Annotated in this window: 17 protein-coding genes; 12 read left to right on the top strand and 5 right to left on the bottom strand. The window is 55.6% G+C overall.

All coding sequences use genetic code 11. From position 1 onward, the window contains the following. Positions 1 to 46: 46 nt before the first annotated feature. The 4 genes from AC0J4F_RS07240 to AC0J4F_RS07255 form a co-directional block, all read right to left on the bottom strand. Positions 47 to 184, bottom strand: a complete 138-nt coding sequence (locus AC0J4F_RS07240) for a hypothetical protein (RefSeq protein ID WP_473025840.1) — start codon at positions 182 to 184, stop codon at positions 47 to 49. Between the two features lie 97 nt (positions 185 to 281). Next, on the bottom strand, positions 282 to 1,070 hold the full coding sequence (locus AC0J4F_RS07245) for an alpha/beta hydrolase family protein (protein WP_473025841.1): 789 nt from the start codon (positions 1,068 to 1,070) through the stop codon (positions 282 to 284). A gap of 332 nt (positions 1,071 to 1,402) precedes the next feature. Continuing rightward, on the bottom strand, positions 1,403 to 2,143 hold the full coding sequence (locus AC0J4F_RS07250) for a maleate cis-trans isomerase family protein (protein ID WP_473025842.1): 741 nt from the start codon (positions 2,141 to 2,143) through the stop codon (positions 1,403 to 1,405). A 14-nt stretch (positions 2,144 to 2,157) separates the two neighbouring features. After that, entirely contained in the window at positions 2,158 to 3,297 is a 1,140-nt protein-coding gene (locus tag AC0J4F_RS07255; RefSeq protein WP_473025843.1) for a M24 family metallopeptidase, read from the bottom strand. A gap of 212 nt (positions 3,298 to 3,509) precedes the next feature. Between AC0J4F_RS07255 and AC0J4F_RS07260 the strand changes: the two genes are divergently transcribed. Together AC0J4F_RS07260 and AC0J4F_RS07265 are read left to right on the top strand one after the other, a co-directional pair. Beyond that, a complete protein-coding gene (locus AC0J4F_RS07260) occupies positions 3,510 to 3,878 on the top strand; it encodes an ArsR/SmtB family transcription factor (protein WP_473025844.1) in 369 nt (122 codons plus the stop codon). After that, the gene (locus AC0J4F_RS07265; RefSeq protein ID WP_133952277.1) at positions 3,878 to 4,375 is read left to right on the top strand and encodes an arsenate reductase ArsC; all 498 of its coding nucleotides are present in this window, start codon (positions 3,878 to 3,880) and stop codon (positions 4,373 to 4,375) included. The genes AC0J4F_RS07260 and AC0J4F_RS07265 overlap by 1 nt, the downstream gene beginning before the upstream one ends. A gap of 6 nt (positions 4,376 to 4,381) precedes the next feature. Here AC0J4F_RS07265 and AC0J4F_RS07270 read toward each other — a convergent pair whose 3' ends face one another. Continuing rightward, complete coding sequence (locus tag AC0J4F_RS07270) at positions 4,382 to 5,584, bottom strand: multidrug effflux MFS transporter (RefSeq protein ID WP_133952275.1); 1,203 nt, start codon at positions 5,582 to 5,584, stop codon at positions 4,382 to 4,384. A gap of 270 nt (positions 5,585 to 5,854) precedes the next feature. On the opposite strand from AC0J4F_RS07270, the gene AC0J4F_RS07275 reads away from it, so the two are divergent. The 10 genes from AC0J4F_RS07275 (at position 5,855) to AC0J4F_RS07320 (ending at position 16,437) form a co-directional block, all read left to right on the top strand. Next, a complete protein-coding gene (locus AC0J4F_RS07275; protein WP_133952273.1) occupies positions 5,855 to 6,145 on the top strand; it encodes a YciI-like protein in 291 nt (96 codons plus the stop codon). Next, positions 6,146 to 6,571: an EVE domain-containing protein gene (locus tag AC0J4F_RS07280; RefSeq protein ID WP_133952271.1), complete on the top strand. Its 426-nt coding sequence runs from the start codon at positions 6,146 to 6,148 to the stop codon at positions 6,569 to 6,571. It begins immediately after the preceding gene. Between the two features lie 27 nt (positions 6,572 to 6,598). Further along, positions 6,599 to 7,264, top strand: coding sequence for a class I SAM-dependent methyltransferase (locus AC0J4F_RS07285; protein WP_133952269.1), 666 nt, complete (start codon positions 6,599 to 6,601; stop codon positions 7,262 to 7,264). A gap of 144 nt (positions 7,265 to 7,408) precedes the next feature. After that, positions 7,409 to 8,581 (top strand): M20 aminoacylase family protein, encoded by a 1,173-nt coding sequence (locus tag AC0J4F_RS07290; RefSeq protein ID WP_133952267.1) that lies wholly within the window; start codon positions 7,409 to 7,411, stop codon positions 8,579 to 8,581. A 57-nt stretch (positions 8,582 to 8,638) separates the two neighbouring features. After that, complete coding sequence (locus AC0J4F_RS07295; protein WP_306149655.1) at positions 8,639 to 9,433, top strand: AlbA family DNA-binding domain-containing protein; 795 nt, start codon at positions 8,639 to 8,641, stop codon at positions 9,431 to 9,433. A 4-nt stretch (positions 9,434 to 9,437) separates the two neighbouring features. Next, positions 9,438 to 10,199 (top strand): sulfite exporter TauE/SafE family protein, encoded by a 762-nt coding sequence (locus tag AC0J4F_RS07300; RefSeq protein ID WP_473025845.1) that lies wholly within the window; start codon positions 9,438 to 9,440, stop codon positions 10,197 to 10,199. A 275-nt stretch (positions 10,200 to 10,474) separates the two neighbouring features. Next, on the top strand, positions 10,475 to 12,298 hold the full coding sequence (locus AC0J4F_RS07305) for an EAL domain-containing protein (RefSeq protein ID WP_473025846.1): 1,824 nt from the start codon (positions 10,475 to 10,477) through the stop codon (positions 12,296 to 12,298). A gap of 144 nt (positions 12,299 to 12,442) precedes the next feature. Continuing rightward, on the top strand, positions 12,443 to 13,555 hold the full coding sequence (gene leuB, locus AC0J4F_RS07310; protein WP_473025847.1) for a 3-isopropylmalate dehydrogenase: 1,113 nt from the start codon (positions 12,443 to 12,445) through the stop codon (positions 13,553 to 13,555). 77 nt (positions 13,556 to 13,632) lie between these two features. Continuing rightward, positions 13,633 to 14,052 (top strand): hypothetical protein, encoded by a 420-nt coding sequence (locus tag AC0J4F_RS07315; RefSeq protein ID WP_209180005.1) that lies wholly within the window; start codon positions 13,633 to 13,635, stop codon positions 14,050 to 14,052. A gap of 222 nt (positions 14,053 to 14,274) precedes the next feature. Continuing rightward, positions 14,275 to 16,437: a methyl-accepting chemotaxis protein gene (locus AC0J4F_RS07320; RefSeq protein WP_473025848.1), complete on the top strand. Its 2,163-nt coding sequence runs from the start codon at positions 14,275 to 14,277 to the stop codon at positions 16,435 to 16,437. Positions 16,438 to 16,451: the final 14 nt, after the last annotated feature.

Here is a 16,451-nt window from a genome sequence, read left to right on the forward strand (position 1 = left end):
GCTTCCTGGCGCCTCCCATCCCCGGGGAGGCGGGATGAGCGGCACCTTAAGCGGTGGTCTTGGTAGTTTTTGTCGTGTGCTTGAATGTGGTTTTGGCAGGCGTCATCATCCCGCCGCGCATGAAGGTCACGCTGGCAAGGGCTTCAGACATCATATCCAGAATGTCGGCTTTCAGCCGGGTCATCGGAAACTCACATTCGACAAAATTCGAGACGGCGCCCTTTTTGCCCGGAAAACCTTGAGAGTCAATACGCAAAGCGGCCAGATCCGGCCTTTGGGTTTCATTCTGTTGCAGAGAAGAAACGATCGGCGGTGGCAGCGGCATGTTGATGGATGGTTCGGCGGTCAATGCCCGCGGGATCGATCGAAATTTCGGGAACATCCTCGATGGCATATTTGGTGGGCTCACTCAAAAAGATATAATGTCCGACGTCGCCATCCAGAATTTCAATCTGGAAAGACGGGTTTTGCGCGCCCAGCCAATTTGTGCAGCTCTCGACCGGGCATTCCTGATCGGCAGCTCCGGTCTGGATGTAAATCGGCACTGTGATTTCGGCTAGACTGTCCGTGTTGAACCCGCGAACCGTCGGTGCGGGAGCCATTGCGAAAACGGCTTTTATCCGGGGATCATGATAGGACTGCCCATCGCGGGTCATAGATGTCCGGAATGGCGCAGAGTTTTCCATGAGCTGCTCCACGTGGTCGCCCAAATCCGGAAATTCGCGCGGCCCGTTTACGCCGGGTTGATCTGCAAGCCATGCGAGGAACTGATCGTTGGCGTAAACTGCGCCGGCACTCGCGATTACGGTATGCCCGCCCAAAGAAAAACCAGCCGCGAAAATGCGTTTCTGATCAATGTGATCGCCGTACTTTGGGTCTCTGACAAATTTATCCAAGAGTGTGGAAAGATCCCGGCTGCGTTCCCATGCGCATAGAAACCCTTCCGGCTGATAGGGCTCAATCGCTGTGTTCCCATGATGGTTCGCTCCAACGACGATGTAACCTTTTTCAGCCAAGCGCCGGCCAAACCATCCCATGCCGAGAGCGGACCCACCTGTGCCGTGTGACATGACAATGAGCGGGTAAGTGCTTTGTCGACCACTTAGGGCGGCGTCCAGGCTTACCGGACCGTTGGACAGATAAGGTCTGTCTTTGGCGCCGCCTAATTGTTCTTCGGTGGGTGAGACCAGATCCGCCGGGTACCACATTGCCCATGAAAGTGGTCTTGGCCCAGTGGCTTGCCAATTTATGCGATCTGGGTCCAGAAAGTGACCTAAAGTGAAGCCTGCCACATAGTCCACTGTCCCGCCTCCTGAGACTGCAATGCAGAGTGTTTGGCTCGAGCGCCTTGATCGCCAAATGATGGCATTTTTTTTTCTTAAAATTCAAGATTGATTAGGTGTCAGTCGAACAGGCGGCCCGGTCCACGTCCTTTGGTCTCAAGTCGGGCAAGCTGCATCATGTGCCAGGCAAGGGCCGAGTTGGAGCTGATGACCGGCTTGCCGAGTTTTGTTTCACAGGCCTCAATCACCGGGAACGTCCGCAAGTTGGTGCAGGAGGCGAATACGGCATCCACGTCCTGGTCCTTTCCGACCGTACAAATGGCATCCATCGTCGAGGCTGGTGAAATCCGGGCCACCACGGCCTCTTCGGATTGGCCGAAGGAGCCGACTCTCGCCGGGGTAAAGCCATTCTCTTCCAAAAGGGTCACCACGGCCTCGGAAACTTCGGCGATATAGGGCGTGACCACCCCGATCTTTTTTGCGGTCAAGTGCTCAAGCGCGGCTAGGACCGCGGCGGCCGGGTTGGTCACTTTGGCGGCCGGATGAGCTTCTTGAACGGCTTTGGCAACTTCCTCCGAGCCAATAACGGTCGACGCCGATGTGCAGGCATAGCCTATGACATCCAATTCGCGGGCGCCTGGCAGAAGCGCAGCGGTCCCTGTCAGTTGCGCTTTCATCCGCATCAGAGTTTCGGCTGTGACTTCCGGGGCGCTTTCGATGCGGGTGTGATTTAAGGTCACGCCGTCGATGTCGAACAGGGGCCGGAATTCGTTTTCGATCGTCTCGTCCGCCTGCAGAACGATCAGCCCAAGGGCGGCTTTGTGGGCAAGGCCGTTGTCTGTTTGGAATTTGAGGTCCATGTCGTGCGCTCTTGTTACTGAATAACCGGAATTTCCGGATCTGCCGGCGTCGATAGGAATTCCGGTGCGCCGTCGCGGATGACGATGTTTTCCTCATGCACCATCATCTTGCCGTTGCCAAGATCAAGGCCCGGTTCCAGTGTCAGAACCATCCGCTCCTGAAGGACCGTTTCGTCGAACGCCGTGAGCGACGGCGTTTCCGTCAGCTGAATGCCGAGGCCATGCCCCATCCGGCCGACATCTCCGTCTGTTTGTCCAAGCACATCGGTGATCGCGGCGAAAAGATCCGCGCAAGTCTTGCCCGGCCGGGCAATGGCGGCCGCGGCATACACCGCTTCGACAAGTTTGCGATGAGCTTGCCGGACCGGATCGCTGGCATGGCCGATCGCAAAATTCCTGTCAAAGTCGCAAAAATAGCCGTTTTTAACCGCGCCCGTGTCGAGCATGAGCACATCGCCGGCCTTAAGTGGTGCATCGGTGGGCGGTGAAATCACATCGCCATACCCGCCCGGACCGGCGCCGCCGACGAGATACGGGACATCGTCCGCGCCGCGCTCCAGAAGATCGATCTTGAACCTTCGAAAGGCACTTTTCAGGCTTTGGCCTTCGTGAAACAGGTTGGCCGCGCTTTCAAAGCTGCGCGAAGCGATCTGACAGATCTCACGATGGATCGCAATTTCTGCTTCCGACTTGATATGGCGGACCGACTGGACAAGCGCGCTGGCGTTCCGGAATTCAGTGCCCGGAAGGGTGACCTTGACCCTTTCGAAATCCATGAGCGGCATGCGCAGGGAACTCTCGCGGCCCATCGGCATCCCGACCACCGCGTAGGGTTTGAGCGCATTGCTTAAGAGACGGACCCCTTCATCCGTTGGGTGGGGTGCTACAAATGTCCGGATATCATCGACCCAGGTGCTGGCCATCAAATGCGCGCCGATTTTCGGGATGACGGCGATGGGTTTGCCGGTTCGCGGAAGAATACAGAACCAGGGTCGCGCCGGGCTCTGCCAGAAGAGCGTCCGAAACCCTGTGAAATACCGGACTTCCGCCTCGGTCGTGAACAGGAGCGCGTCGAAACCCTGTTCACGCATCAAGCGCTGAGCACTTTCTGCGCGATCCTCAAATTCCGTCACGGAAAAATCTGCTTCTGACATCGGCGCTTCTTTCGACTGTTTGTTTTGCTGTCGAAGCAATGCGTTTGGTATCAACGCTTTGACTGTTTGATGGAATTGATCTCGATGCGCAGAGAGGATCAGTTCTTTTCAATCTACTCAAGCGATTTTTCCGACATTGGGCTGCCGGGACAGGGGCGAACAATCCTGCAAAACACCTTGCCAGTTGCTAACAAATCAATATATCATGATTTATGGATATAAATTTCGCACTGTGGGCCTTCGGCGCTCTAAGCCAAAAAACACGATTGGACGTCTTCCGTCTTTTGATCAAGGCCGGGCCGGACGGGATGAGCTCAGGAGAAATTGGAGAAGTTTTGGGTGTCCGGCAAAACACCATGTCCGCAAATCTTAGCGTTTTGCTTCAGGCAGGGCTCGTGAAGAACGAACGGGAAGGCCGCAGCATCCGCTATTTCGCGAATATGGACCGAACGCGCGATCTTCTGACGTTTCTGCTGGCTGATTGTTGTGGTGGCCACCCGGATTTGTGCGCGCAGGTTATGGAAATCGTGACCTGCCAAGCCGAGACAACGTCAAATGTAGACCATCGGGAAAGTTCGTAATGTCAGATAAAGCCTACAATGTTCTCTTTCTGTGTACGGGCAATTCCGCCCGCTCGATTATGGCCGAGGCGATCCTGAACCGCGACGGCAAGGGCCGTTTCAAGGCCTATTCTGCTGGCTCAACGCCCTCCGGATCTGTGCGTCCGGAAGTTTTGGCGCTCCTTGGAAAGATGAATTACAAAAGTGAAGATGCCCGCTCAAAGAGCTGGGACGAATTCGCGACCCCGGACGCCCCGGAAATGGATTTTGTCTTTACGGTCTGTGACAATGCGGCCAAGGAAAGTTGCCCGGTTTGGCCTGGGCAGCCGATGAGTGCGCATTGGGGTGTGCCCGATCCTGTAGCGGTGGAAGGCAACGAGACCGAGCAGCAATTGGCTTTTGCCGAGGCTTTCCGGATGTTGAGCAACCGGATTTCGATTTTTACAAGCTTGCCATTAACGTCGCTCGACAAACTGTCCCTGCAGAAAAAGCTGGACGAAATCGGCAGCGCCACCTGAACCAGGTTATTCGGCCGGGGCGTCTCCACGGCGTGCCGGCCGGAATGTCACAAGCGCAAGCGCCAAAGTGATTATGGCGCAGGCGGCGATCGCGCCTGTTAGCGGCAAGGCCGTCCGGTCGAAGAACGGTGTGCAGAGGCCGATCATCACACCGCCTGCCACCATCTGCAGCGTGCCGCCGAGCGAGGACGCCATCCCTGCATGTTCCCCATGGTCTTCAAGGGCCATGACCATCGCAGGAGCAATGACCTGCCCCAGAAACGAGTTTGCAATAAACAAAAGCGCCATCAGGACCGGCAGGCCGTCTATTCCCGACAAGACCAGGATGAACAGCGTCGTTGTCGCCGCCGTGAAACCACCCACACCCACAAAGGCAACACGGGCCATGCCGAAGCGCTCGCCCAAGGGGGCGGCGAACTGGGACGAAGCAAAGAAACCGACCGCATTGATTGCGAAGACGATGCTGAAACCGGTCGGTGTAAGCTCATACTGGGTCATATAGACCAAGGGTGCGGCAGCGATGAACACAAAGAAGCTTGCCAATGCAAATCCGCCAATCAAAGTCAGTCCCAAAAAGCGGGCGTCGCCGAAGAGATAAATCGTGCTGCGAACCAGGGCAGTTGCATCAATCTTGCTGCGCCGCTCGGGCGGCAGTGTTTCCGGAAGCTGGAAAATGATCATCACCATCGATGCGAAAGCCAGAACGCCAAGGGTCAGAAATATCAGCCGCCAGCTGCCGAATGTGATGAGGACACTGCCAGCCAGTGGTGCCAGCATGGGCGAGACGCTGAAGACCAGCATGACCAGCGCCATAAGGCGGGTTGCTTCGGTCCCGGTATGTAGATCGCGGACAACGGCACGGACAATCACCATGGGCGCGCCTGCCCCAATCGCCTGAACCAGGCGGCCGAGCGTCAAGGCGTCAACGTCTACAGCCCAGGCGCACATCAAGGATCCGATAATATAGACAACGAGGCCGAGAAACACGGGCAGGCGCCGGCCATATCGGTCGGCAAGTGGGCCATAGATCAGCTGCGCCAAACCGAACGCGATGAAATACACGGTGAACGTGAACTGGACGGCCGCATCGTCTGTATTCAAATCAGCCACGATCTGCGGCATGGCCGGCAGATAAAGGTCAATGGCGAAGGGACCAACAACGGCCAAAAGGCCCAGCACAATGGCCGAGCGCACAAATCCAATAGACATGAAAATCCAATCTCAAAGCGCCCGGCAGAAAGATGATGGCCGGGAGCGCAAAGAAACACCCATACAATCCGCTTGTCGAGAAGTTTTCAGAAACGATGGTTTTTCGACCGGGAGTTCTGGTTTTCGGCCGGGCTTCCGTCGATGCAATCGTGATTGGAATGAAACGTCTGTTTTTGCTGTAGCAGTGTACCGCTGGGCACTCCGGCGGCATTGAGTTTGTGACGGTGGGGCACTAGGTTCACCCTCACTCTGTCTAATGGGAAACCGTAAATGCTTTATGCCCTGATCTGCACCGACAAACCTGGTGCCCTGCAAACACGCCTCGATAACCGCGAAGCACATCTCGCTTTCTTGAAAGGCATGGGAAATGGCCTGAAGGCAGCTGGGCCGTTTCTGGATGATGATGGCAACATGACCGGGTCCCTTGTGGTGATTGAAGCGGCCAACCGGGATGAAGCGCTTGCGATCTCCGAGGAGGACCCGTACGCAAAAGCCGGTTTGTTTGAGAGCGTTGAAATCCGGCCCTGGAATTGGGTCGTGAAAAACCCGGAGAACGCATAAGTGCAGTACTGGTTGATCAAATCCGAACCGGACAAGTGGTCTTGGGAGCAACAAAAAGCCAAGGGCGATGCCGGTGAACAATGGGACGGCATTCGCAATTATCAGGCGCGCAACAACATGAGGGCCATGGAGATTGGCGATAAAGCCTTCTTCTATCACTCCAATATCGGCAAGGAAGTCGTCGGTGTTGTCGAGGTATGCAGCGAGATCCATCCAGACACCACAACGGATGATCCACGTTGGGAATGCGTGGACTTCAAGGCCGTGTGCGACATGCCGAACCCGGTGACACTGGCACAGGTAAAGGCTGAGCCGCGTTTGGAAAAAATGTCCCTGGTGACCTCCATGCGTCTGTCGGTTCAGCCCGTCACGGAAGAGGAATGGAAGATCGTCTGCGAAATGGGCGGAATGTCCAAGCCAGCCTGATCCGACACCCGGTTTTTGGAAACGCTTTTGGCCCGAATTACCGATCCCGAAAAGTTTATCCGGGAAGAAACCCGGATACGGCCCGTGCCGCATGCGGAAGAGATCTCTCTTCACGTTGCAGATGAGGCGATGGATCTTTGGCAAAAAACTGAAGAGGAGCTTGGCGAGCTTGGTCTTGCTCCTCCTTTCTGGGCGTTTGCCTGGGCCGGAGGTCAAGGTCTTGCCCGGTATGTGCTCGATCACCCTGAAGTGGTTTATCAAAAGCGCGTGTTGGATTTTGCGTGCGGGTCTGGTCTTGTGGCCATTGCGGCAAAAATGGCAGGTGCGGACTCTTGTCACGGGGTCGACATTGACCCATTTGCCATCGCGGCATCCCGGATTAACGCGGACTTGAATGGCGTGGTGGCAACGTTCGCCGAGGGAGATATCACACAGTCTTCCGTTCCGGATGTTGAGGTCGTGTTTTGCGGGGACGTGTTTTACGACCGGCACATGGCCGATCAGGTTATGACATTCCTGGACGCGCTGATTGAGGCCGAAATCGAGGTTTATGTCGGTGATCCGGGCCGGTCTTATCTGCCGAAGGAACGGCTGAAAGAACTGGCCGAATACCAAGTGCCCGTTGTTGGTCAGTTGGAGGATAACGAAATAAAGAATACGCGCGTCTACAAGGTGGCGGAAAAACAATCCTGACGTCCGGTCCAGGCACGGATATCCTTGCCAAACCGTTCGCATGTGTGACATTTTCCACCAACTGACAGTCCCTTCCGTTTTGGCCGCACATCATGCGCTGACGCGGACACCCCTTCAAAACTGAAGTTTTTCAAGGAGTTCTTCATGCCCATCGTAAATCGCCTCGCAGATCTGGCTGATGAGATCACAGCGTGGCGCCGCGACTTTCACGAGAATCCGGAAATCCTCTACGAAACGGTCCGCACGTCCGGCAAGGTTGCCGAACTCTTGGAAAGCTTCGGTCTGGATGAAGTCGTCACTGGCATCGGCAAAACCGGTGTTGTCGGCGTGATCAAGGGCAAGAATGGCGGTGCTGGCAAGACGATCGGATTGCGCGCAGACATGGATGCACTTCCGATCGAGGAAATCACCGGAAAACCCTACGCTTCGAAAGTCCCGGGCAAGATGCATGCGTGCGGTCATGATGGCCACACCGCGATGCTTCTGGGTGCTGCAAAGTATCTGTCAGAAACCCGCAATTTCGACGGCACGGTTGTTGTGATCTTTCAGCCGGCCGAAGAAGGCGGCGCCGGTGCAAAAGCCATGATCGATGATGGTCTGATGACCCGTTGGCCGATTGATGAAGTTTACGGCATGCACAATTTTCCGGGCATGCCGGTTGGCGAGTTCGCGATCCGCAAAGGACCGATCATGGCCGCGACCGATGAGTTCCGGATCGTCATCACCGGGCGCGGTGGTCACGCCGCCAAGCCGCATGAGACCATCGATCCGATCGTAACCGGCACGAACATGGTCAATGCCCTGCAGACGATTGCGAGCCGGAATGCCAACCCACTGGATTCTATCGTTGTTTCGGTTACCGTCTTCAACGGCGGAAACGCTTTCAACGTGATCCCGCAGGAAGTCACTTTGCGCGGTACCGTTCGGACCTTGAGCCCGCAGATGCGGGATTTGGCAGAAGAGCGCATGAACAAGATCGTGACCTCTGTTGCCGATGCATTTGGCGCCACCGCCGAGCTTACGTTCCTGCGCGGCTATCCGGTTACGGCCAACCACGATGAGCAGACCGACTTTGCAGCTGGCATTGCCGAGACCATCGCTGGAGAAGGCAAGGTCAACCGGTCGATTGACCCGATGATGGGCGGTGAAGACTTCTCCTTCATGCTGGAAGAACGTCCGGGCGCTTTCATCTTTGCTGGCAACGGTGACAGCGCCGGGCTGCACCATCCAGCCTATGATTTCAATGACGAACTCATCCCAGTTGGTTGTTCCTACTGGGTCAAACTGGTTGAAACGGCAATGCCGCGCGCAGCCTGATCATTTGTGCTAGAAAACGCCGGAGTTCTTCCGGCGTTTTCATTTCGGGTTCCTGCCGTGTCCTTTCTCTCGTCCCGCCTGCCAATCATCCCGACTTACGTCCTCGTCGGTGCCATCGTCGGTGTTCTTGTTATTCATCCGCTCAATCTGGTGGTGGTTTGGTGGGAACTGGCGCGTTTTTCAGAAACGGCGCCCCTGCTCATCGAGTTTTTGAACGCCCGTTTGTGGTTTGTGCTTCTGCCCCGTCATTGGGACGTAGCAGTTGCCTACACCCTTGTTGGTGCCATCGTGGGTCTCGCTTTTGGTGTTTTTACCCGCAACTATCTGCGGGCGAGTGAGGCCTACAAATCCCTACGCGAAGAACAAATCGCGCTTGTTCCGCAACTGATTGCGCAGGGTGAGACCGACCGGGTTGAGTTCAAATCATCGCTGAGGTGGGACGTTCAGGAAAACAGGATCAATCGTGGATTAGAAAAGGTGATTGCGAAAACAATCGCCGGGTTCTTCAACGCCAAAGGCGGGCATCTGATTGTTGGTGTCGATGACGACGGCAAACCTCTTGGCCTTGCCAAAGACCTTGCCACCCTGCGGAGCCCGGATCACGATGCCTTTGAGCGGACAGTAAACGATATCGTTTCGAAAAACCTTGGGGGTGATTTATGTCCCTATATTCATACGGTTTTTTCTAGTGTTGGCGGGGAAGATGTTGCGATGATCATCATCCGACCGGCACCGCGCGCTGTGTACCTCGAAGAAGGCAAGTCATCGATCTTCTACGTGCGCAGTGGCAATTCCACGCGCCAGCTGGATGTTCGCGAGGCGCTTAATTACGCAAACACACGATGGTCGTGACAGCGTGAGCCTGGTTGATGTCCTCGTTCCTCAAGACCTGTCGGGTCTGGCAACGCTGCTGCTGGTTGCTTGCAGCTTCCTCACATCTGCTTTGGCGGCTGCCGTCGGTTTGGGTGGGGGCATTGCTCTGATTGCGATCATGGCGCTGATCATGCCGCTGAATGCCTTGGTTCCCGTGCACGGCGTTGTCCAGTTCGGCTCCAATGCGGGCCGGGCGATGGTTCAAATCAAACATGTCGATTGGCTGATTGCTGTTTGGTTCGCAATTGGAGCTGCGGCAGGGGCGGCGTTGGGAGGTTCCATCGCGGTTCAGTTGCCGGCAGCCATTTTGAAAGCAGGGATCGCCCTGTTTGTCGTCTGGGTGGTTTGGGGCAGACCGCCGAAATTGGGCGGTATGAAAAAACGGGCCATGGCCGGCGCCGGTTTTGCGTCGACGTTCCTGTCCATGTTTTTCGGAGCCGCCGGGCCGATTGGCGGATCGGTGCTGTCTACGCTCGGTCTCAGCCGCCATCAATTCGTTGCAAATCAAGCGGTTACGGCCATGATGATGCATGTCTTCAAGATTGCTGCTTTCGGCCTTCTAGGTTTTGCATTTGCGCCCTGGCTGGGTCTTATCATTGCGATGATCGCTAGCGGATTTCTTGGAACACTTGCAGGTAGCCAACTGCTTGGGCGGATGAATGAGCAGGCATTCAAAAAGGGATTCCGATGGGTGATGACGGCCCTTGCATTGAACCTGATGCTTCAGGCGTTGGGTGTGTTTTGACGGCGTCTTGAGCCGGCGCGGCGGCAATAGAATTGATGGTCTCACGATAAAAATTAACGGCGAGGAAACGTCGAGTTTCAAAAAAAGCAGGGGCTTTGGAACTCAAACCAGATAGTGTCAATTTTAACAATTGCAAAGCATTGGAATGAAACGGTTTTTTGTTGCCGTAACCAATTGATAACCAACAAGTAATTTCGCCGTCTAAGTTACACACATTGGCTGCGCGCCACAGATAAGCTTCAATCGTCAACACCTTGAAAAACAAGGCTTACTTCATGACGGCACAACCGGCGTTCGTCCCATTGCTGAATGGATTTCCAAGTACGCATGCTTTCCTTGAAAGCGCGGAAACGCTCCTCGATTACGCGTTTCAGCCCATAGTTGATGCGCATTCCGGCGATGGATATGGATTTGAAGCGTTGCTGCGCAATGTGGGGCAACTGGGATTTCAAACGCCTTGTGATGTCTTTGATTTCGCGGCAGATGCCGGTGTTCTGGTCGAGTTGGAATGTCTTTTAAGGAAAAAGGCGATCCGGAAGTTTGTCGCAATGCCCAATCGCGGCAAGACCAAACTGTTCCTGAACGTCGATGCCCGCTTGTTGGATGTCGAGGGTTTTTTGTTCGACGAGACCCGGCTTCTGCTGGACGAGGGGGATTTGTCCGCCGCGCAGATTATTCTGGAGGTCAGCGAAACAGGGGACGTCAATGAGACGTGCCGGCTGAACGAGTTCACCAAACGCGGGCGCGAACTCGGGTTCGGTTTTGCAATCGACGATTATGGCCGCGGATATGCGCAGCTGAAATCCTTGTATGAGGTTGAGCCTGATATTTTGAAAGTGGACCGGTTTTTCATCCAGTCAATCAACACCGACTCCCGCAAGCGGTTGATGGTGAAAACCGTTGTCGATATCGCCCATGTTCTTGGTATGCGCGTGGTCGCAGAAGGTGTTGAGACCACGCAGGAACTCGCGGTCTGCAAGGCAATCGGCTGCGACTTGATCCAAGGGTATCTGGTGTCGCGGCCGTTCCAGGATCTGGAGGAGGCGGAGATCCGTTATCCGGTTGTGGCCACGGCTGTGAAACGCACGCCAATGATGCCGCGGGACGACGCTGATCTGGTGGCCCGTGAAATCCGGCCGCTGGTGCCGCTTCAGGACAATGCCCGGATGGAGGAAGTCCTCAATCTGTTGCGGGCTGGCCGGGCCAATCCTTTCATTCCGGTGATCAATTCGAGCGGCGAACCCCGTGGTCTGATCCGGGAAAAGGATATCAAAACCTTCGTCTACATGCCGTTCGGCCGGGATCTCCTGCTCAACCCGGTGATGAGCAACAGCCTGGCGGCGTTTACGCACCGGTGTCCGGTGGCCAACGTCAATACCCCGCTCGATCAGCTCGTTGCGATGGTCGCGGATGAAGATGACGAGGCCGGCGGCATCATCATCACGAAAAATGGCAAATACAGCGGTTTCCTGACAACAACATCCTTGCTGAAAATCTCAAATGAAGTCCGGATGCGGGCGGCGGAAAACCAGAATCCGCTGACCAAAATGCCGGGCAACGCGCTGATCATTCAGTATGTCCAGAATGATGCCCAGAGCCCGGATATTGAGCGGTCGTTTTGCTATCTCGATTTCGATAACTTCAAGCCGTTCAACGATGCCTACGGCTTCACCCTTGGAGACCGGGCACTGTTGCTGTTCTCCGAACTGATGAAGCGCATGGCGACCAGTGAGAACGTGTTTGCCGGCCATATTGGCGGGGACGACTTTTTCATTGGCGCCCGCGGGCGGACGTCGGAAGAAATGCGGCGGATGGTCTATGATCTGCAAGAAGAATTCCGCCATCAGGCGGAGAGCCTCTATGATCCGGCGGACCGGCTTCAGGGATACATCGAGGCGTCTGACCGCCACGGTATTTCAAGGAAGTTTCCGCTTTTGCGCTGTTCGGCAGCCATATTGCACCTGCCGGTCGGCCTGAGTGTCGATCGCAAGGACATCCTGGGCCGCCAGATCGCAAGCTTGAAAAGTGAAGCGAAGGGCAATCCGGTTGGCATTGCCGAAGCAACGCTCGGACAACTTTTCCAGCAGCCCGTGCACTGAGGCCTGCTTATAACTTACGCAGCGCGCTTGACCTTTCCGTAGGCGTTGCTTGAGTTCTTTGCAACATCCCGCGCCTTGCCAGAAAGCGGCAGGCGGGGTAACCCAACGCCATCTGTTTCTATAATCTGCGGGATGGTACGCCAAATGGGCTCTCAAAACTTGCTGCTTTTGCCGGGTGACGGCATCGGCCCGGAAATCATGGTCGAAGTGAAAAAGGTCATTGCCTGGTTTAACGCCAAAGGCGGTATGGCTTTTGAAACCGACGAAGGTCTTGTGGGCGGGTCCGCCTATGATGCGCATGGGCAATCCATTTCCGAAGAAGACATGGCGAAAGCCATGGCGGCGGATGCTGTGATTTTCGGTGCGGTGGGCGGTCCGAAGTGGGACAATGTGGCCTACGAAGTTCGCCCGGAAGCCGGTCTTCTGCGCCTTCGCAAGGACATGGAGCTGTTCGCCAACCTGCGGCCGGCGATCTGTTATCCGGCACTTGCCGATGCTTCCTCGCTCAAGAAGGACGTGATCGAGGGCCTCGACATCCTGATCGTTCGGGAACTGACCGGTGGCGTTTATTTCGGAGAGCCGAAGGAAATTACGGATCTTGGCAATGGCCAGAAACGCGGTGTGGATACTCAAGTGTATGATACCTACGAAATCGAGCGGATTTCCAAGGTTGCATTCGAGTTGGCGCGCACCCGTGACAACAAAGTCACGTCCATGGAAAAGCGGAACGTGATGAAGTCCGGCGTTCTTTGGAACGAAGTCGTGACGCAAACACACAAGAACGGCTTTGAAGACGTCACTCTGGAGCACATGCTGGCAGACGCCGGTGGCATGCAGCTCGTGCGCTGGCCGAAGCAGTTCGACGTGATCGTCACTGATAACCTGTTCGGCGATATGCTGTCAGACGTTGCGGCCATGTTGACCGGGTCCCTCGGTATGTTGCCGTCCGCCTCGCTCGGGGCTCCGGATGCCAAGTCCGGCAAGCGCAAGGCGCTTTATGAGCCGGTCCACGGCTCTGCTCCGGACATTGCCGGCACAGGTGCGGCCAACCCGATTGCGATGATCGCATCTTTCGGAATGGCTCTGCGCTATTCCTTTGAGGAAGTTGCAGCGGCTGATCTTCTGGACAAGGCCATTGCCAACGCTTTGGACAAAGGCCTACGCACCAAGGACATCGCAGCTGAAGGCGAAGCCACTGTGTCGACCGCTGAAATGGGCGATGCCATCGTCGCCGAGCTGGACGCTCTTAAGGGCTAAGCAAATCCTTGTTTGCACCCAAGGCCGTCACCGGGTATCCCGGTGGCGGCTTTTCCTTTGTTTGACCTGAGACTGTTATGATCGAAGATAAAATCGCTCCGTTTCTCGGCACCTGGATCCTTGATTCCGACGCCAGCGAATTCGAGCAAGGCGATCCGCCCAAAAGTGCGACGCTGAAGATAGAAGACAATTTCGGCATGGCGGTCTTCACCATGAACCAGGTTTCAGCTGATGGAGATGTCACCAACGACAGCTTTGAAGCCGTTCCCGATGGGCCAGAAGTCAAGCTTGGGAAAAGCGGTTTGGTCGATGCCATGCGGCTGGTCTTTGCAAATGACCGCAATCTGGTGTCCGAGGCCCGGCGCGGAGGCCTCACCATCATGAAGGCGGAGCGGGAGCTTTCCGAAGATGGGCGTACGCTGACAGTGACCCAAACGGTCCATCTCGTCGACGTTGCCAGCTTTACAAACGTATCGGTTTACCGCCGCGCACAGTAGTTTATGGGGATCAGATTCGGTGGTCGCTGACTGCAGCTCAGCGCCAAGAGGTTTTTAGGGCAATTTCAAGCTACCCGAATTTATATCGACCCCCCTGACCTCTTTCTGATGCGGCCTTAGAGAAATATGCGGAGGTTGCATAAAATTTGAGAAATGCAACCACAGATTTAATAATGTATTAACTGTACTCACCAACCCTCGCGTGTAATTAGGGAGGGTTCCATGTGGGATCGTTTGTCCATTCGTTTTAAGATTCCAGCTGCAATACTGGGTTTTGCGCTGGCCGTTGGCGCGGGCATTGGCCTGAGCAGTTATTTTTCTGCATCCAGCGAAATTCAAAAGCTGACAAAGAGCCGGTTGGAAGCGATTGCAACCAACCGTGTCAGCGAGCTGTCAGACTATTTGCACACCATCGAAGCAGATCTGAAGCTCGTCAGTACGCTCCCGTTCGCGCACGATGCTCTGTCAGCCTTTGATAGTGCCTGGCAAGAGATTGAAGGCGATCATACAGAGATCCTGAAGGCTGCCTATATTCGCGACAATCCGCACCCGCTTGGAGAAAAACATCTCCTTGATGCCGCTGGCGGCGAAACCGCCTATGATGCCGCTCACGCGGAGTTTCATCCCTGGTTTCGGGAGTTTCTGCTCGAACGCGGCTACTACGATGTTTTCCTGTTCAACCCGGACGGCGACCTGATCTACACGGTCTTCAAGGAAGAAGACTATGCGACCAATTTCAAGGTGGGTGGTCCGTGGTCTGATACCGATCTCGGGCGAGCGTTTCATGCGGCAAATGATGGTCCTGCGGATGCGATCCACTTCTTTGACTTTGCGCCCTACGGACCGAGCCATGGTGCACCGGCCAGTTTCATCTCCATGCCGATGATCGAAGATGGCGAGAGAGCGGGCGTTCTCGTCTTCCAAATGCCGATTGACCGGATCAATCAGCTGATGAACCGGTCTGCCGGATTGGGGGACAGCGGCGAAACGCTGATTGTCGGGTCGAACGGGTTCCTGCGGAACAATTCCAGGTTCACGGATGAGAACGACATACTTGAAACCCAATTCCAAACCGAAGCGTCGGATGCGGCCTTGAATGGCCAGACGAAAGTCATGATCGGTCCGGCGCACCGGGATGGGCGTTTCATTCAAGTCGGCAAGTCTTTTGAGTACCAAGGTGTGACATGGGCGGTTTTGGCAATGCAGTCCGAAGCCGAAGCAATGACGCCATTGACCGATCTCAAGTTCTGGATGGGGATGGCGGGTGTTGTCTTGTTCGTCCTTGCCGGAGTGGGCGGATATCTGCTGGCATTGACCTTCACCCGCCCGCTTGGACAACTGATCGGCAATATTCGGGACCTTATTCACGGACGTCTCGACACCGTGGTCGAAAATGATGACCGGGCTGACGAGCTTGGGGACATGAAGCGGGCGATGAAGGTGTTTCGCGACAACGCCCTTGAGGTGAAGCGAGGCGAGGTTGCGGCACAGGAACGCCGTGCGCAGGAAGACGTGCATAGATCCGAGATGGACAGGCTGGTCAATCGTTTCAAAACTCAGATCTCTGACATCCAGTCGCAGCTGTCGACGCAAACAGACGTGATGAGTGCGACGTCGGAAAAACTGGTGGGGATCGCGGAGGCATCTTCAGACTCCGCTGACGGCGCGCTCGCAGCGGCACGTCTGTCTGACGACAGCGTTCAGTCGTCCGCGTCTGCTGCCGAGGAACTCAGGATTTCCATTCAGGAGATCAATCAACACACAACCCGCGCATTAAGCATCACTCGTGGGGCGGCCGAGACGGCAAAGTCGACGGATACCGATGTCAAGGAGCTCGCCGGAACGGCGGAAAAGATTGGCGACGTTATCAACATGATCCGGGACATTGCAGAACAAACCAATCTTCTCGCGTTGAACGCGACAATTGAAGCAGCCCGTGCCGGTGAGGCCGGGAAAGGCTTCGCCGTTGTGGCGGCTGAGGTGAAAGAACTGTCGACGCAGACCGCAAAGGCAACCGACGAGATTTCATCTCAGGTTGCGGCAGTTCAATCGTCCACAAACCGTGCGGTAGAGGCAATCCAGTCCATCGGACAGCATATGGAAACGGTTGAAGAAGTGACCGCGGGAATTGCCTCCGCTGTTGAAGAGCAAGGCGCTGCAACAGGTGAAATCAGCGAGGCCATGGCGCGCGCGGCTCAAAGCAGCCGCAGCGCCACCGAAAACGTCAATGTCCTGCAAAATACCATCACGGAAACGCGCGGCAGTTCCAATGAAGTCGAAGAACTCAGCCGTGTTTTGGCGGATGTGAGCAGTTCTCTGAGCAAGGCGGTCGACGACTTTTTGAACAGCGACATCTGGGAAAACGATCAGGACAAGGCTGCCTGATCCAGGTAGACCGC

This window comes from Roseibium sp. R5 (assembly GCF_055755305.1).

Excerpts from the sequence above, each read along its gene's own strand:
- AC0J4F_RS07250 (WP_473025842.1), bottom strand. The coding sequence starts at position 2,143 with ATGGACCTCAAATTCCAAACAGACAACGGCCTTGCCCACAAAGCCGCC.
- AC0J4F_RS07270 (WP_133952275.1), bottom strand. The coding sequence starts at position 5,584 with ATGTCTATTGGATTTGTGCGCTCGGCCATTGTGCTGGGCCTTTTGGCC.
- AC0J4F_RS07290 (WP_133952267.1), top strand. The coding sequence starts at position 7,409 with ATGCCCATCGTAAATCGCCTCGCAGATCTGGCTGATGAGATCACAGCG.
- AC0J4F_RS07320 (WP_473025848.1), top strand. The coding sequence starts at position 14,275 with ATGTGGGATCGTTTGTCCATTCGTTTTAAGATTCCAGCTGCAATACTG.
- AC0J4F_RS07245 (WP_473025841.1), bottom strand. The coding sequence starts at position 1,070 with ATGTCACACGGCACAGGTGGGTCCGCTCTCGGCATGGGATGGTTTGGC.
- AC0J4F_RS07260 (WP_473025844.1), top strand. The coding sequence starts at position 3,510 with ATGGATATAAATTTCGCACTGTGGGCCTTCGGCGCTCTAAGCCAAAAA.
- AC0J4F_RS07240 (WP_473025840.1), bottom strand. The coding sequence starts at position 184 with ATGACCCGGCTGAAAGCCGACATTCTGGATATGATGTCTGAAGCCCTT.
- AC0J4F_RS07305 (WP_473025846.1), top strand. The coding sequence starts at position 10,475 with ATGACGGCACAACCGGCGTTCGTCCCATTGCTGAATGGATTTCCAAGT.
- leuB (WP_473025847.1), top strand. The coding sequence starts at position 12,443 with ATGGGCTCTCAAAACTTGCTGCTTTTGCCGGGTGACGGCATCGGCCCG.
- AC0J4F_RS07315 (WP_209180005.1), top strand. The coding sequence starts at position 13,633 with ATGATCGAAGATAAAATCGCTCCGTTTCTCGGCACCTGGATCCTTGAT.
- AC0J4F_RS07255 (WP_473025843.1), bottom strand. The coding sequence starts at position 3,297 with ATGTCAGAAGCAGATTTTTCCGTGACGGAATTTGAGGATCGCGCAGAA.
- AC0J4F_RS07275 (WP_133952273.1), top strand. The coding sequence starts at position 5,855 with ATGCTTTATGCCCTGATCTGCACCGACAAACCTGGTGCCCTGCAAACA.
- AC0J4F_RS07265 (WP_133952277.1), top strand. The coding sequence starts at position 3,878 with ATGTCAGATAAAGCCTACAATGTTCTCTTTCTGTGTACGGGCAATTCC.